The sequence below is a fragment of the Aquimarina hainanensis genome (assembly GCF_042684685.1).
GTDB lineage: Bacteria > Bacteroidota > Bacteroidia > Flavobacteriales > Flavobacteriaceae > Aquimarina > Aquimarina hainanensis.
The window spans coordinates 70,657-87,737 of sequence record NZ_JBHULX010000048.1 but is presented as its reverse complement, the minus strand read 5'-3'; the positions used below and the strand labels follow the sequence as shown (position 1 = coordinate 87,737).

The 17,081-nt window shown below is 35.7% G+C and carries 16 protein-coding genes; 10 read left to right on the top strand and 6 right to left on the bottom strand.

Annotation, left to right across the window (positions count from 1 at the left end; all coding sequences use genetic code 11):
• Positions 1 to 47: 47 nt before the first annotated feature.
• A complete protein-coding gene (locus tag ACFSTE_RS21510) occupies positions 48 to 998 on the bottom strand; it encodes an alpha/beta hydrolase family protein (RefSeq protein WP_378254169.1) in 951 nt (316 codons plus the stop codon).
• Positions 999 to 1,764: 766 nt separating this feature from the next.
• On the opposite strand from ACFSTE_RS21510, the gene ACFSTE_RS21505 reads away from it, so the two are divergent.
• Genes ACFSTE_RS21505 through argH form a run of 9 tightly spaced genes read left to right on the top strand, consistent with a single transcriptional unit; the run spans position 1,765 to position 10,782 of the window.
• Positions 1,765 to 2,403, top strand: a complete 639-nt coding sequence (locus ACFSTE_RS21505; RefSeq protein WP_176030786.1) for a GNAT family N-acetyltransferase — start codon at positions 1,765 to 1,767, stop codon at positions 2,401 to 2,403.
• Positions 2,391 to 3,581, top strand: coding sequence for an argininosuccinate synthase (locus ACFSTE_RS21500; RefSeq protein WP_176030785.1), 1,191 nt, complete (start codon positions 2,391 to 2,393; stop codon positions 3,579 to 3,581). Before ACFSTE_RS21505 ends, ACFSTE_RS21500 begins: the two co-directional genes overlap by 13 nt.
• The gene (gene argC / locus ACFSTE_RS21495) at positions 3,578 to 4,555 is read left to right on the top strand and encodes an N-acetyl-gamma-glutamyl-phosphate reductase (protein ID WP_378254171.1); all 978 of its coding nucleotides are present in this window, start codon (positions 3,578 to 3,580) and stop codon (positions 4,553 to 4,555) included. Before ACFSTE_RS21500 ends, argC begins: the two co-directional genes overlap by 4 nt.
• Positions 4,556 to 4,582: 27 nt before the next feature.
• Positions 4,583 to 5,380 (top strand): pyrroline-5-carboxylate reductase, encoded by a 798-nt coding sequence (gene proC, locus ACFSTE_RS21490; protein ID WP_378254173.1) that lies wholly within the window; start codon positions 4,583 to 4,585, stop codon positions 5,378 to 5,380.
• A gap of 43 nt (positions 5,381 to 5,423) precedes the next feature.
• Entirely contained in the window at positions 5,424 to 6,563 is a 1,140-nt protein-coding gene (locus tag ACFSTE_RS21485) for an aspartate aminotransferase family protein (protein ID WP_378254175.1), read from the top strand.
• 31 nt (positions 6,564 to 6,594) lie between these two features.
• Positions 6,595 to 7,560, top strand: a complete 966-nt coding sequence (locus ACFSTE_RS21480; RefSeq protein WP_254884056.1) for an N-acetylornithine carbamoyltransferase — start codon at positions 6,595 to 6,597, stop codon at positions 7,558 to 7,560.
• A 19-nt stretch (positions 7,561 to 7,579) separates the two neighbouring features.
• Entirely contained in the window at positions 7,580 to 8,356 is a 777-nt protein-coding gene (gene argB, locus ACFSTE_RS21475; protein ID WP_378254177.1) for an acetylglutamate kinase, read from the top strand.
• Complete coding sequence (locus ACFSTE_RS21470) at positions 8,347 to 9,462, top strand: M20 family metallo-hydrolase (protein ID WP_378254179.1); 1,116 nt, start codon at positions 8,347 to 8,349, stop codon at positions 9,460 to 9,462. Before argB ends, ACFSTE_RS21470 begins: the two co-directional genes overlap by 10 nt.
• A gap of 42 nt (positions 9,463 to 9,504) precedes the next feature.
• Positions 9,505 to 10,782: an argininosuccinate lyase gene (argH, locus tag ACFSTE_RS21465; RefSeq protein ID WP_378254181.1), complete on the top strand. Its 1,278-nt coding sequence runs from the start codon at positions 9,505 to 9,507 to the stop codon at positions 10,780 to 10,782.
• A gap of 94 nt (positions 10,783 to 10,876) precedes the next feature.
• On the opposite strand, the gene ACFSTE_RS21460 is transcribed toward argH, so the two are convergent.
• From ACFSTE_RS21460 to ACFSTE_RS21440, 5 genes are all read right to left on the bottom strand, one after another.
• Entirely contained in the window at positions 10,877 to 11,239 is a 363-nt protein-coding gene (locus tag ACFSTE_RS21460) for a hypothetical protein (protein WP_176030778.1), read from the bottom strand.
• Positions 11,240 to 11,441: 202 nt separating this feature from the next.
• Complete coding sequence (locus ACFSTE_RS21455; protein WP_176030777.1) at positions 11,442 to 12,983, bottom strand: acyl-CoA carboxylase subunit beta; 1,542 nt, start codon at positions 12,981 to 12,983, stop codon at positions 11,442 to 11,444.
• Between the two features lie 3 nt (positions 12,984 to 12,986).
• Positions 12,987 to 14,429, bottom strand: a complete 1,443-nt coding sequence (gene accC, locus ACFSTE_RS21450; protein WP_378254182.1) for an acetyl-CoA carboxylase biotin carboxylase subunit — start codon at positions 14,427 to 14,429, stop codon at positions 12,987 to 12,989.
• Between the two features lie 58 nt (positions 14,430 to 14,487).
• On the bottom strand, positions 14,488 to 14,973 hold the full coding sequence (locus tag ACFSTE_RS21445) for an acetyl-CoA carboxylase biotin carboxyl carrier protein subunit (protein ID WP_176030775.1): 486 nt from the start codon (positions 14,971 to 14,973) through the stop codon (positions 14,488 to 14,490).
• Between the two features lie 273 nt (positions 14,974 to 15,246).
• Positions 15,247 to 16,257 carry a metal-dependent hydrolase gene (locus ACFSTE_RS21440; protein WP_378254183.1) on the bottom strand — a complete coding sequence of 337 codons (1,011 nt, stop codon included), beginning with the start codon at positions 16,255 to 16,257 and terminating at the stop codon, positions 15,247 to 15,249.
• Positions 16,258 to 16,650: 393 nt separating this feature from the next.
• Here ACFSTE_RS21440 and ACFSTE_RS21435 point away from each other — a divergent pair, with 393 nt between their 5' ends.
• Positions 16,651 to 17,079 (top strand): response regulator, encoded by a 429-nt coding sequence (locus tag ACFSTE_RS21435; protein ID WP_176030773.1) that lies wholly within the window; start codon positions 16,651 to 16,653, stop codon positions 17,077 to 17,079.
• Positions 17,080 to 17,081 lie beyond the last annotated feature (2 nt).

The following is a 17,081-nucleotide window of genomic DNA, read 5'->3' as shown; positions in this document are numbered from 1 at the left end:
GAGGTTTTTTATTCGATAATCCAGGGAAGATACACAAGAGGTACTGCTTATTTTCCATGAAACTCCATATTGGGAACCTTTTCTCCTTGTTTTAGAAAACGATCAAACCATTGAATCACTTGCTCGGAAACCTCTTTTCTGTTGTTTCTAATTCCGTGATCACCTCCTTCAAACATGATAAGTCGATAAGGTTTTCGATGCTTGTCTAATTCTACAGCCAGTTGTAAAGACTGAGATGGTTTTACACGCCAGTCAGAGGTGCCATGCATAATGAGTAATGGTGTATCTTTTGGGAATGCATGTGCCCAAAAGGTTGCAGATCGCTTTTTTAATTCGGTTTCTTTATGCTTAGAATATTCAGGGATGAGTTCTGCTAATACTTTTTCTTCCATGATAGGTCTGTCGGTAATGGTTTCAAAATTATTCGAGACAGCTCCCCCAACAACAGCGGCTTTTATGCGATTTGTTTTGGTTAATGCAATATAGGTCATCATTCCCCCACGACTCCATCCATACATACCTACATTAGTAGTATCCGCTTGTTTTATTTCTTTTATCACATTTAGAAGATTCAATACGTCATTAACATCTTGTCCTCCAAACTCTTCTTTTCCTTCTCCTCCCATATTACCTCTGTATTGACTCGCGATCACGACATACCCTTTACTGGCTATTTTAGCAAGTCCTAAAAACGGAATAGCTTTTGGCGATATGGCACCAGTATCTCCGTTTCCACCTCTATTATAGATGATTGTAGGATATTGTCCTTCTTTTTTAGGAAGAACCAGAACACCTTTTACTTTGAGACCATCACTGAGGTAAGTAATATTGTAGCTGTTCACTGCTTCTATTTCAGGAAATCGAGACAAGAATTTTTCATAGTGTTTAATTTTAGAAAATGGGATTATTTCTTGTTTTAGCAGGAGAGAAGTTTCTTGGCTGTTTCCCGTGAAAAAAGAAATAAGAGTGAAGAGTAAAAGTAAAATAAAACGGATCATATCGATTGGTTTTGGATATATTTTTATGACGATCCAAAAAAACTTTTGTTACAATCCTATCGGGAGATAGTAAAAAAGGGAAAGAATACATAAATGATTGAGGTAGTGTGTAATTTTTAGTTGTTTACATAAAATCCAAAAAAGGGAGTGAGATATCGATGATTTTACAGGGGATTTTTTATGATATTGATAAAAACTCGAAATTTTAAGTCTATAATTAGGTAGCGTGTATGTTTTTTACGTATTATTGCACAGTTAGTTAACGAAAGGGGCTTCGGCCGACGATTTAGAGTTACTATATTATGAGACATTTACAAGACATACTACCAGCAGCAGGAAAACCAATCCTTTTATCTTTGATTACTCCACAATCAAATCGCTGTTTCCGTCGTCCCTTTGGGATATAAAAATGTAAAAGAAGTGGGTGCGTCCTGCTTCCCCGTGAGATAAAAACCTCTTTAATTTTACTAAAACTTTACTAGATGTTAATATGAATTATTGCGTTTGTATTATATATCTGTAGATCTTTATTTCTCCAAAGAGGATACCCCATACTTTAATTAAAAAATTAATACATCTTTTACAGGTTTGTTATACCTGTAAGAGAAGATAGTCAGGCTTTTTGATATAATTAATAAAAGCATGAACAGTGGCTGTATTGCTGTAAATGTTTTAGGTACGATTATATCATAATGACAGATTTGAGAATCAATTAGAATACATTTTTTGACAAGTTTTATAGAATACCTAAAACAGTAGTATAGGCATGAAACAGGTTCATATTACAGTAGCAACAAAATCACATTTTTCTTACGCAGATGAGATCTGTGATGTTATTCTTGATTCAGCCAGAGTTCGCGGAACAGGAATCGCTAAACGGACCCCAGAGTATATTCGAAGTAAAATGCTCAGTGGTCACGCCATTATCGCTATGTGTGGAGAAGCCTTTGCCGGTTTTTGTTACATAGAGGCTTGGGAACATGAGAAATATGTAGCCCATTCAGGACTTATTGTTCATCCTGATTATAGAAAAATAGGATTAGCAAAACGTATTAAGGAGTTCACCTTTGAACACTCATTACAAAAATATCCTAATTCCAAAGTGTTTGGAATAACTACAGGATTGGCTGTTATGAAGATTAATTCTGAGCTAGGGTATAAACCAGTTCCTTTCTCTGAATTAACAGAAGATCCTAAGTTTTGGTCTGGGTGCAGGACATGTACCAATTATGATATTCTAAAATCAAAAGATCATAAAATGTGTCTGTGTACTGGGATGTTATACGATCCGACACAAAAAGAAAATAAAAAGAAACAATTCAATAAAAAGATATTAAAACGATTACGAAGCATTAAACAAAAAATGCTGATAAGTAATAAACATTTTTTACAATGGAAAAAGTAGTATTAGCATATAGCGGAGGATTAGACACTTCTTACTGTGTCAAGTATTTGATTCATGAAAAACAATTGGAAGTTCATACCATATTGGTTAATACCGGAGGTTTTTCTGAAAAAGAGTTAGAAGAAACAGCACAAAAAGCGTATGAACTGGGAAGTAGTTCTCATAGTAATAAAACCATATTGGATACCTTCTATAATAAAGCTATTAAATATTTAATTTTTGGAAATGTATTAAAAAATAATACCTATCCCTTATCAGTTAGTGCAGAACGAATTTTTCAGGCAATAGAAGTAATTAAATATGCCAAAGAAATCGGAGCTAATTATATAGCTCATGGAAGTACAGGAGCAGGAAATGATCAGATCCGTTTTGATGTCATTTTTCAGACCCTGGCTCCAGAAATAAATATTATCACTCCTATACGAGATTTACAATTATCTAGGCAAGAGGAAGTTTCATATCTCGAAAAACACGGTGTTAATTACAGTTGGGAGAAAGCACAATATTCTATTAATAAAGGGATTTGGGGAACCAGTGTGGGAGGAAAAGAAACATTGACATCTCATCAGTCATTACCGGAGTCTGCCTATCCGAGTCAACTAGAAAATAAAGAAGAGACGACTATTACCCTACATTTTGATCAAGGAGAATTGATAGGTTTAGATAATGTAAAGGATACACCTATCAGTAATATCAAAAAACTGGAACAGTTGGCGAGTTCCTATGCGATAGGAAGAGATATTCATGTTGGAGATACTATTATTGGAATAAAAGGGAGAGTGGGGTTTGAAGCAGCAGCTCCTCTATTAATTATCAAAGCACATCACTTGTTAGAAAAACATGTACTGACTAAATGGCAACAGTATTGGAAAGAACAATTGGCTAATTGGTATGGAATGTTATTGCACGAAGGAAACTACTTAGATCCGGTAATGAGGAATATAGAGGTCTTTTTAGAAGATTCCCAAAAGACAGTAACAGGAGATGTGATTGTTCGATTAAAACCGTATCATTTTGTATTAGAAGGAGTCGCTTCTGATTTTGACCTTATGAAATCTGATTTTGGTCAATATGGAGAGATGAATAATGAGTGGACCTCAGAGGATGCCAAAGGGTTTATCAAAATCTATGGAAATGCGAATAAAATATATCACCAGATAAATTCTTCATTAGTATGATTACAGCAGGAATTATAGGAGGGTCAGGATATACAGCAGGGGAATTAATACGATTACTGGTACATCACCCAAGAGTAACTATTGATTTTGTATACAGTACGACCAATGCAGGAAACCCAATTCATAAACAACATAAAGATCTGCTAGGAGAGCTTACACTGGATTTTACGAATACAGTTAATCCAGAAGTTGATGTGCTTTTTCTATGCCTGGGGCATGGAAGGTCGCGCTCTTTTCTAGAGAGTCATACATTTTCCGAAACAACAAAAATTATTGATTTGGGAAATGATTTCAGATTGGAAAAAGATCAGGTTTTTGAAGGTAAAAAATTTATATATGGATTACCAGAACTATATAAAGAAGCAATTAATAAGGCATCTTATATCGCAAATCCAGGATGTTTTGCTACAGCAATTCAATTAGGACTATTGCCATTAGCTTCTGCCAAAAAACTGGAAGATGTCGTACATATTAATGCCACAACAGGAAGCACCGGGGCAGGGGTTGTACCGGGAGCGACTACTCATTTTAGCTGGAGAGACAATAATTTTTCTAGTTATAAGGTCTTTAATCACCAACATTTAGGAGAAATAAACCAAAGCCTGAAAGCTTTGCAAGAGGACTTTACAGCTCCTTTGTTCTTTATTCCGAATCGGGGAAATTTTAGCAAAGGAATTTATGCAACGATGTATACCCGTTTTGAAGGAACAGAAGCAGCTGCAAAACAATTGTATATGGATTATTATAAGGATGAAGAGTTTACAGTAGTGTCAGAAGAAGAGATCCATTTAAAACAGGTCGTAAATACCAATAAATGTGTATTACATGTATGCAAAAAGAAAGGGATGCTATTGATTACGTCAGTTATAGATAACCTTATAAAAGGAGCTTCAGGTCAAGCAATACACAATATGAACCTGATGTTCGGATACCCTGAAAAAGAAGGTTTGGAATTAAAAGCAGCAGCTTTTTAAAAAAGAAAACAGTTAAAAAAAGAAAAGATGCAGGAACAATTAACAATAATAGGAGGAGGAAATCTTGGAAAGTCAATAATTTCAGGTTTGGTATCCAGTGATATATTTAATACATCTGATATAACTGTAGTTGATAAGTCCTTTTATAACTTATCATACGTGAAAGACAATCTGGGGGTCAATATCTCTCAAGACATTATTACAGCTATAGAAAATGTAAAATGGGTTATTCTATGTGTACAACCGAGGCAATTAGAAGGAGTTCTTAATGAAATAAAAGATAAAGTTACTAAAGATCAGGTATTTATTTCTACGGTTACAGGAACCTCTATAGAAGAAATTAATCAACTATTGCCTGATAATAAGGTGATTAGGGTGATGCCGAATACGGGGGCAGCAAAAAAATTATCAATGACCTGTATCTCTGCAGGCAAAGATGTAAAGGAAGAGTTAGCGATCGTAGAGGAAATATTCAAAACAATTGGAGAAACTTTGGTGATTGAAGAGCGATTGATGCAGGCAGCTACGGTGTTGGGAGCCAGTGGTATTGCTTTTTTTCTTCGATTTTTAAGAGCGATGATACAAGGAGGAATCCAAATGGGGTTTCATCCGCATGAAGCTCAGATTATCGCAGTACAGACAGCTATTGGAGCTGCTACATTGGTGGCAGAGAACGGAACCCACCCAGAACGGGAAATCGATAAAGTAACTACCCCGCAAGGATGTACAATAGAAGGGTTGAATGAGATGGAACATCAGGGATTAAGCTCTTCCGTAATAAAAGGAGTAATGGCTTCTTATGAAAAAATTAATACTATAAAATAACAGGAATTACCATTGGGGTAACTGCTGTAAAAAAATAATAAAAATGAAACTATTTGATGTATATCCATTATATGATGTAGAGCCAGTAAATGCTTATGATTGTATTGTTATAGATAGAAAAGGAAAAGAGTATCTCGATATGTATGGAGGGCATGCTGTAATTTCTATAGGACACTCTCATCCACACTACGTAAAGCGCATAAAAGACCAATTAGATCAAATCGGTTTTTATTCAAATGCAGTTCATAATAGTTTACAACAAGAACTGGCTAATAAATTAGGAGAACTATGCGGGTATGATGAGTACCGTTTGTTTTTGTGTAATTCTGGGGCAGAAGCCAATGAGAATGCATTAAAGCTTGCTTCTTTTCATACAGGTAAATCAAAAGTGATTGCCTTTTCTAACGGATTTCATGGGAGGACATCTGCAGCAGTAGCCGTGACAGATAACCCTAAAATTGTAGCTCCTATTAATAAACAGCAACAAGTAAGTATACTGCCCTTAAATGATATTGAATCTTTCCAAAAAGAAATAGAGAAAGGAGATGTTTCTTCTGTGATTATAGAACCCATTCAGGGACTAGGGGGACTAGATGAACCTACAACTGAATTTTTTAAAGCAATACAGCATTTGTGCAAAAAGTACAAGGTAGTTTTGATTGCAGATGAAGTACAGTCTGGTTATGGAAGAAGCGGAAAGTTTTTTGCGCATCAACATCATGGAATTAAACCAGATATTATATCCATAGCAAAAGGAATGGGAAATGGATTTCCTATTGGAGGGATATTAATTAGTCCGGAATTTCAATCTAGTTATGGATTGCTGGGAACTACTTTTGGAGGAAATCACCTGGCTTGTGTAGCAGGTCTGGCAGTATTGGAGGTCATCAAACAAGAAAAGCTTGTTGAGCAGGCAATGAAGATGGGACAGTATTTAATCAATAAAGCTCAAAAGATTCAGGGAGTCAGTAAGATTAAAGGAAGAGGGTTGATGCTTGGAATCGAATTCGAAACAGAAGTAGGAGAACTTCGGAAGAGATTGATCTACGAAGAACGAATTTTTACGGGAGGAGCGAAGAATCAAAAATTACTGAGGGTATTGCCTCCAATGACTATTACGACCTCGGCAATAGATAGGTTTATAAAAGGAGTACAGGAAGTAACCTCAGTAGTAATCCCCTAAACAATTTTAAGAATCATAATAAGCAAGCAGGATGGAGACAAAAGACATGATTAAAATAGAAAAATATTTTTCCACACATGATATAGATTCAGTAGCTGACTGGGTAGAAGAAGCTATCACGATCAAAAAGAATCCATTAGGATACAAGGAATATGGTCAAAATAAAACCATAGCAATGCTCTTTTTTAATCCGAGTTTGCGAACCCGGTTAAGTACCCAAAAAGCAGCGGTACACTTAGGGATGAATGTGATTGTTATGAATTTTAATGGAGAGGGATGGTCCCTGGAGTATAATGATGGAACGATCATGGATCAGGGAACATCAGAACATGTAAAAGAGGCAGCTCAGGTAGTATCTCAGTATTGCGATGTATTGGCTATTCGGGCTTTTGCTTCTCTGGAATCTAAGGAGGATGATTACAGTGAGAAAGTAATTAAGAGTTTTGTGAAATACGCTTCTGTACCTATCATTAATATGGAAAGTGCTACTGCACACCCATTACAGGCATTAACAGATGCGATGACCATTACGGAGCACATGACTAAAAAAAGACCCAAGGTAGTTTTTTCCTGGGCACCTCATCCAAAGCCATTACCACAGGCAGTAGCAAATTCCTTTGTAGAAATGATCAAACGAATGGATGTAGATTTTGTTTGTACCTACCCAGAAGGTTATGAATTAGCCAGGCATATAACAGAAGGAGTAACAACAACACATGATCAGGAAGCAGCTTTGAAAGATGCAGATTTTGTATATGTCAAGAACTGGAGCTCTTATGCAGATTACGGAAAAGTTCTTTCTACAGATACGTCCTGGAAAATGACAGCAAAAAAGATGGAGCTGACCAACAATGCGAAATTTATGCACTGCTTACCGGTAAGAAGAAATGTAGTCGTAGATGATGAGGTATTGGATGGTGCTAATTCATTAGTGATTGAACAGGCTAATAATAGAACATATGCAGCACAACTGGTCTTAAAAAAGATGTTGGAATAATCGTGTAAAAAGAAATGATATGGAAAAAATACTAGTAGCAAAAATAGGAGGTAATGTTATAGAAGACGAGAAGGTATTGGCTTCCTTTTTACAGGATTTCTCCAAAGTAAAAGGACCTAAAATATTAGTGCATGGAGGGGGGAAGATGGCAACCAAATTAGCTGATAAATTAGGAGTCAAAACAGAAATGATCGATGGCAGAAGAATTACTTCTTCAGAAAATCTGGATATTGTCTTAATGACTTATGCGGGAGTGTTGAATAAGAAGATTGTAGCCGCTTTGCAAAAAAATAATTGTAATGCATTGGGGTTAACCGGAGCAGACGGGAATGTAATACAGGCGCAAAAGCGACCACCTCAATTTGTAGATTATGGCTATGTAGGAGATATTGTCAAAGTAGATGGAGTGATTATCAAAAATTGGCTCGAACAAAATATTGTACCGGTATTCTGTGCGGTAACCCATGATACAAGCGGGCAATTATTGAATACAAATGCAGATACCATTGCATCAGAAATAGCGGCAGCGATGAGCCCTTTTTATGAAGTGTCTTTATTTTATTGTTTCGAATTACAAGGAGTCCTGGAAGATATAGAAGATAAAAGTTCAATCATAGAGTATATAGATCAATTAAAGTACAAAGAACTTCAGGATCAAAATGTGATTTCAGCAGGAATGCTCCCCAAACTGAAGAATTGCTTTGATGCCTTGAAAAAAAATGTAAATGAAGTTCATATAGCCAATGCAGATTTTGTTAAAGATAACTCTATAAAACATACAACCTTATGTCTCTAAAAGAAGAACTAACTCAGGAAGCAATTGTTTTGTTAAAACAGTTAATAGAAACTCCTTCCTTTTCTTCAGAAGAGCAAGAAACAGCTCTTCTTATAGAACGATGGTTTTCTAAGAATGATATTCCTTTTCATAGGGAGAATAATAATATCTGGGCCTATAACAAGCAATACGATCCTGATAAACCCACAATTTTGTTAAACTCTCATCACGATACAGTAAAACCCAATGGAAATTATACCAATAATCCTTTTGAAGCTTTTGAATCGGAAGGAAAGTTATTTGGTTTAGGGAGTAATGATGCAGGAGGGTGCTTGGTTTCATTAATAGCAGCTTTTACATACTATTATCATTGCGAAAACATGGCATATAATTTGGTGATTGTTGCCTCTGCCGAAGAAGAGAGTAGTGGTGATAATGGGTTAAATAGTGTTTTGAAACATTTGAGAGGGATTGATTTTGCTATTGTAGGGGAACCGACATTGCTGGATCTGGCTATTGCAGAAAAAGGATTACTGGTACTTGATGTTACAGTGAAAGGAACTGCTAGTCATGCGGCACACCCTAATGACGACAATGCTATTTATAATACGCTGGAAGTTATCAGGTGGTTTCAGGAATACGAGTTTTCCAAGGTGTCTGATACATTGGGAAAAGTAAAAATGACAGTTACACAAATTGATGCGGGAAAGCAACATAATGTAGTGCCGGCTAATTGTCGATTAGTAGTAGACATACGGGTCAATGACCATTATACAAATAGAGAGGTACTGAATACAATAAAAGAGGCTTTGCCTCAAACGGTAAAAGTAAAGCCGAGATCTCTACATCTGGGATCCTCATCAATTCCGATGGAACATCCTATAGTACAGGCAGGGATTTCGTTGGGAAGAAGCACATATGGATCTCCGACATTATCTGATCAATCCGTATTGAGTTGCCCTTCTCTAAAACTTGGACCGGGGGATTCTGTGAGATCACATTCTGCAGATGAGTTTATTTTTATTGAGGAGGTGGTCGAAGGAATTGGTCTTTATATTGATGTTTTAAAAAAAGTAGTACTACCTGAAGAAATTCCGAATACTGCTGTTTTGGAAAACAACAAATAAAAGAAATAATACAAAATCAATAATTGGTAATAAAAGAAAAAGATGAAACTTTGGGATAAAGGACTACCGACAGATCAAAAAATAGATGCATTTACTGTAGGGAATGATAGAGTATTGGATTTGGTAATTGCAAAATATGATATAGCTGCAACACTAGCACATGCTAAAATGCTACATCGTATTGATTTGATATCGTCAGAAGAAATAAAAGCTATTGAGAAAGGATTAGCTTCTCTTCAGGAGGAAGTAGCAAAAGGCATTTTTTCTATAGGAGAAGATTTTGAAGATGTACATTCCAAAATTGAGTTTGAATTAATCCGTAGAATAGGAGAAGCAGGGAAAAAAGTGCATACAGCCAGATCGAGAAACGATCAGGTATTAGTAGCAATGCATTTATATCTGAAAGATGAGTTGATAAGCATAAAAGAACAGGTTTCTGGTTTTGTAAAAGTACTGTTGGATACAGCAGATAGGTATAAAGAAGTATTATTACCCGGATATACGCATTTGCAAATAGCAATGCCTTCTTCCTTTGGGTTATGGTTTTCAGCATATGCAGAGAGCTTTGTCGATGATTTGTATATGGTGAATGCAGCTTTAAAAATAGTTGATCAAAATCCCCTGGGAAGTGCAGCAGGCTACGGGAGCTCTTTCCCGATTGATAGAGAATATACGACAAAAGAATTGGGGTTTGAAACATTAAAATATAATGTCGTTGCTGCTCAGATGAGTAGAGGGAAATCAGAAAAATCAGTCTCTTTTGCATTGAGTAGTATCGCTGCGACTTTGTCTAAACTAGCGATGGATGTTTGCCTTTATATGGGGCAGAATTTTGGTTTCCTAAGTATTCCATCAGAGTTTACAACCGGTTCCAGTATTATGCCGCATAAAAAGAATCCGGATGTTTTTGAATTAATAAGAGGAAAATGCAATAAAATACAAGGATTACCTTATGAATTAAGCCTGTTGACCAACAATTTGCCTAGCGGTTATCATAGAGATTTTCAGTTGCTAAAAGAAGGAATAGTACCTGCTATTCAAGAGCTCAAAGCATGCCTGGAAATGGCATCCTACTCATTAAAGAATATAGAGGTAAATACCCAAATTCTCGAAGACGAAAAATACAATTATCTGTTTAGTGTAGATACACTAAATGAACTGGTAATCGGAGGAATGTCTTTTAGGGATGCGTATAAAAAAATTGGTCGTGACATTGAAGAAGGAAAATATCAACCTGTAAAAGGAATCACCCATACCCATATAGGAAGTATTAATAATTTATCATTGCCAGAAATAGAGAACAAGTTAAAGCAGGCATAAAAGTGAGAGTTGAGTTTGTGTACTTTTAAAAAGCTTTAACTATAGCCCCTCGGAAATACGATACATTCCGGGGGGTGTTTTTTATAATACTTTCTTATTTAGAGATTATTTTTTTCAGATCATTGATGACATGTATATTGTGTCGTAGTAATGCGAATAAAATGAATAAAATAATAAGAGCTGCCAAAAATCCTAATGTAATTCCACTTCTATTATTACTGGATACTTTTTTAGAGGTTTTGATATAGGCTTTAGAGATTTTTTTAGTGTATTCTGATACGAGTGCAAAAGCAGGGGCAAATATCAAAACAACAACCAGCATATCCATAAGTACCAAAAGATATCCTTGTAGATCAATGTGTTTTTTTACATACTTAATAATGTATTCATTAATTAAGGTAGCACTTAATACCGCAACGGTATAGATAGCATATTTGGTTAGTATTCGGTTATTCATTATTTGGGACAATTTTTACAAAGAAAACAAAATCTTTTATGGATGAAAAAAAGAAAATGATCGCATATAGATATGTACAATATATGCCTGGTATAAACAGGAATGTATAATTATAGTAAAGTGTTGATTTCTTGTTATAATTGTATAAAAAAGCACCTGTAGATAGGTGCTTTTTTATTTTAGAGAATAGCTTGCTCTTTTTCTATAAAGGAATATTTCCATGCTTCTTTTGAGGAGTATGAACTTCCTTGTTCTCAAGCATACTAAAAGCTTTGATAAGTTTTTTTCGAGTGTTTTCGGGAAGTATTACTTCATCAATGAACCCCCGTTGTGCGGCTCTATAAGGATTAGCAAACTTATCAGCATATTCAGCTTCTTTTTCGGCTAGCGTAGCAAGAGGGTCTGTAGCATTTTTAATTTCTTTTTTAAAGATAATTTCACTGGCTCCTTTGGCTCCCATAACAGCAATTTCGGCAGAAGGCCAGGCAAAATTAAGATCCGCCCCAATATGCTTTGAATTCATTACGTCATATGCACCTCCATATGCTTTTCTGGTAATAACGGTAACTCTGGGAACAGTAGCTTCACTCAATGCATATAATAATTTAGCTCCATGGACGATGATTCCATTCCATTCCTGATCCGTACCGGGAAGAAAACCAGGGACATCTACCAGTACTAATAAAGGGATATTAAAACTATCACAGAAACGAGTAAAGCGAGCAGCCTTTTTAGAGCTGTTTACATCTAATACTCCGGCAAGAAACATGGGTTGATTGGCAATAATCCCAACGCTTCTCCCTGCGATTCTAGCAAATCCGACGATGATGTTTTCTGCATATTCTTTATGGATTTCATAAAAAGAATCCTCATCGATAATCCCAGTGATAACCTCATGCATATCATAGGGCTTATTAGGATTATCAGGAACAATATCAGTGAGAGCATCCCTTATTTCATCCGTAAGAACTACTTCTTTTTTAGGAGGAGTTTCTTTATTGTTTTGAGGGAGATAACTTAATAAAGACTTGATATCTTCTAAACATTGGACATCATTAGATGAGGTAATATGTGCTACTCCTGATTTGGTAGAATGTGTACTGGCACCTCCTAATTCTTCTGATGAAACCTCTTCATTTGTGACCGTTTTGACAACATTGGGACCTGTCACAAACATATAACTTGTATTTTCTACCATAAGGGTGAAATCAGTCATGGCAGGAGAGTAAACAGCACCTCCGGCACAAGGTCCCATAATGGCAGAAATTTGAGGAATTACTCCGGATGCCTGTACGTTGCGATAAAAAATATCAGCATAACCACCTAAAGAGCGAACTCCTTCCTGTATACGGGCACCCCCCGAATCATTCAAACCGATAAGCGGAGCTCCTGTTTTCATTGCTAAATCCATAATTTTACAGATTTTTTCGGCATGTGTTTCAGAAAGAGCTCCCCCAAAAACGGTAAAATCCTGAGCGAATATGTATACCAAACGCCCTGAGATGGTTCCGTAGCCAGTAATTACTCCATCCCCATAATAGATTTCTTTTTCCATACCGAAATCGGTAGTTCTATGCGTAACCAGAATACCGGTTTCTTCAAAAGATCCTTCGTCTAGTAAATAAGCAACTCTTTCTCTGGCAGTGAGTTTCTTTTTTTCGTGCTGTCTTTTGATACGATGTTCCCCTCCACCAGTATGTGCTAATGCGATTTTATCTTGTAGTGTTTTTATTTTTGAATCCATGTTTTACTGTATTGGTAGCCGTACTATTTTTTGATCTTCCATATATTTTTTCAATGCAATGTAAGCAGCGATTTTTGCTTCTTCTTCCAGTTCATTTTGTATGGTTTCCGGCGAATAATATTTTTTTACAAAATGAGTATCGAAGTTTCCGGACTGAAAAGCTTCATGATCGAATACAAAATCTCCAAATGGAAGCGTTGTTTTTACCCCTTCAATTTGGTATTGACTAATAGCTTCTTTCATACGTAATAATGCTTCTTCTCGTGTCTGCCCATAAGTGATCAGTTTGGCTAGCATAGGGTCATAATATATAGGAATGTCCATTCCTTGTTCGAATCCATTGTCAACTCTGATCCCTTCTCCTTGTGGAAGGATATAGGTGCTTAGGTTTCCAACACTGGGTAAAAAATCATTTAAAGGATCTTCTGCATAAATTCTCAGCTCCAGCGCATGTCCCTTGATATGTATGTCTTCTTGCTTGATGGGGAGTTGCTCTCCTTTTGCTACACTGATTTGCAATGCGACAAGATCCAATCCGGTAATAAGTTCTGTTACAGGATGCTCTACCTGTAATCGGGTGTTCATTTCCAAAAAGTAAAAATTATGCTGGTCATCCAATAAGAATTCTACCGTTCCGGCACCGACATAATCACAAGATTTTGCTACTTTAATTGCCGCTTCTCCCATGGCAGCTCTCAATTCGGGAGAAAGGACTGTAGAAGGGGCTTCTTCGACAACTTTCTGATGTCTTCGTTGTACACTACATTCTCTTTCGAATAAATGAATTACATTGCCATGGGTATCAGCCATTACCTGTATTTCAATATGTCTCGGAGAGGCAATGTATTTTTCAATGAATACAGCTCCATCTCCAAAAGCAGAAGTAGCTTCACTAATCGCTCGTTCCATTTGTGCCGGTAGGTCTTCTTCTTTTTCTACTACCCGCATTCCTTTTCCTCCTCCTCCGGCAGAGGCTTTAATTAGAATAGGAAATCCGATTTCCTGCGCAATTTTTATCGCTTTATCGGCATCAGTAATAGCTTCATCAATTCCTGGAACCATAGGAATGTCATAAGCTTTAACCGCTTCTTTTGCAGCAAGTTTGCTTCCCATGATTTTAATGGCTTTGGACTTGGGACCAATAAATGTAATGTTGTTTTTTTCAGCTTCTTCGGCAAAAGCGGCATTCTCACTTAAAAAACCATATCCGGGATGGATCGCATCTACTTGTAGTTCTTTTGCGGTAGCAATAATTTTAGACCCTAACAGATAGGATTGATTCGAAGGAGCTTCTCCTATACAAACTGCTTCATCAGCGAGTTTGACATGAGGAGCATTTCTGTCAACTGTTGAGTAAATCGCTACGGTTTTAATTCCCAGTTTTTTTGCCGTATTCATAACTCTAACAGCGATTTCTCCTCTGTTAGCAATTAATATTTTTTTCATCTTTAGATGTTTGTGTTTAGGAACAATAAGTTAATTTGATGATAGGATACTCCCTGAATTATTCAAATTCAATGAGAAGTTTTCCTTTATCTACCGTTTCCCCGGAGGTAATCGATACGGATTTTATAATCCCATCTCGAGGGGATGTTATAATATTTTCCATTTTCATGGCTTCCAGCACCAGTAAATATTCTTCTTCTTTTACTTCTTGCCCTTCATTGACGTGTACATCTATGATAAGCCCTGGCATGGGTGCTTTTATCTGATTGATTTGCTTAGAAGAACCAATAGAGAATCCCATCTCGGCAATTAGTTGATCCAGTGCATTAGCAATATCAACGGTATAGGTGTTGTTATTTATATTTACAACATAGTTTTTTTGATCAAAGTCAGAAGAAATTATTTCAGCTTCATACGGTTTTTGGTGATGAAGTATGTGATATTTGGAGGGGGTCGTTTTGACCGCATCCAAATTAGCTAAACTTTCTTCTGTAAGCTCAATATCAAAAGCATTATTCACTTTTAATTTAAATGTATTACTCATAGGTATAGCTATTTTAATGTTTAAATATAGCTATTAAAATGCGGAGTCGCTTCGTTGATTAATTTTTATTCTTTTCTAGAAGGGACTTCTGTTATTGAGTGAAAACGAGATAAAGAATATTGGTTTTATTTTTATGAATATGTGTATTGTGTTGTTTTTTAGTTTTTTATGTGTGTTTGTTGTTGTTTTTAGAAAGATGGAATTGTGTGTTTTTCTGACAGAAATATTTTTTGAGACTTTTCCTGAAAAAACTTTTAGGAATGCCTGAAGTGCTTATGGTTTTATTCCGTTAATTCTCGACCAAAGTTGGGATAACAAGGGAGAGATATCCCTTACGTCCTTTTCTTTTTCTTTTGCTTGCAGCATTCCATTTTCATAAAATAATTCATAGCTAAATACAAAGTTGTTCGCTTTCGGAACTACTCCTAGCTGACCAAACCGAAGATCGTTAAAGTAGATATGACTCTCTTTTTTTTCTATGGTATACCAGCCTTCTGTTAAGGCAATCAATCTATGAATTAAGGGATCAGATGCCATATCACCTAATAACTGATGATTTTTAGGAAATTTTGAATACTGAATGGAATCATCATCATCTAATAAAGAATAAAACCCTATCAAAAAGGCATCTTCTGTTTCTACATTTGCGGTCCATAAAATCGTATTCAGAGGGGTAGGCTTATTCTGTATAGCTATAAAGGGAATCTTTTGATCGTGTAGGCTTTTTTCAAACTTAGTGTAGGTAAACCATTTTAATCCCAAGGTAAGGAGGATATAACTACTACTGATTATAAGACCGAGATTGTTAAGGCGTCTACGGGTAGGGGAGGTACGCTTATAAAACATTAGTATGAGAATGCATAGTAAAAAAGGCAAAGTATATAAAGGGTCTACTACAAAGATATTTTTAAAAGAGACCTTATAGTTAAATGGCCAGAATAATTGAGTCCCCCAGGTTGTAAATGCATCTAAGATGGGATGCGTAAATAATCCTAGGAACATTAAAATAGTCCAGTCTTTTCGGGTAGCTTCACTTCTTGGATATATAGTATGTAATAACCATCCGAATACGGGAGCTGCAATAAGACAAAATAAGATAGAATGAGAGAATCCACGATGGATTTCATTTGCAGTAACAATATCAACAAAGTTGCTGGTAAGTACGTCCAGGTCGGGAATTGTCCCAGCAATAGCTCCCCATAGAATGGCTTTATTACCAACTTTTTTTCCCAGGCAAGCTTCTCCGACAGCTGCTCCTAAAACGATTTGAGTTAATGAATCCATTAATAAAATTAATGTTTTTATCTTTTTAAAGAGTTTTCTTTTCTTAAGAAATCGCGAGAAATATAGTGAATTTAAAAGTGTAAATGTAGTGTTGTTATTCAGTTTTTCAGTCTCGTATGAGCAAAGTTTTTTTTGAATAAAATAGCAATTGATGCACCGTATTTTTTTCTAAATAAATCCTTCCTGAAATATAATTAAAGAAGTATTTTTTATAAAAAGACTAAATGCTTTATTTAGTACGGATTATGTTTAATACATATGGAGTATGGGGTGTTTGGCAGGAAATTTTATCGACAATTTGTGTTTTTTGACGAAAAAAATAAAGTGTTTTTATTTTTTGCAAGGAAAATTAAAATAAGTTTAGTTCTTTTGAAAAACCACGGGGAAAAATTTATGAAAGAATTAGTTAATAAAGTTTTGTTAATTGATGATGATAAGGCAACTAACTTTTATAATACAAGAGTAGTTTCTAAACATCATTGTTATGAGCAGGTAAGCTCGGTTCAGAGCGGTAAAGCTGCATTGGAATACTTAACCTCTCTAAGGGAGGATACAAGTTTGTTAAAACCAGATTTGATTTTTTTAGATATTAATATGCCAGCGATGAATGGATGGGAATTTCTAAAAGAATACGAAAAACTGGAAACCTCTTTAACAGAAAATATTATTGTTATTTTATTGTCTACATCGTCGAACCCAGAAGATGTTAGAGAATCTATCATCCACCACTCTGTAGCTGATTTTATTAATAAACCATTGTCTTTAGACTTATTAGATACAGTGTTTAATACTCATTTTTGTCAAAAGCAAAAAAAAGATTAGTA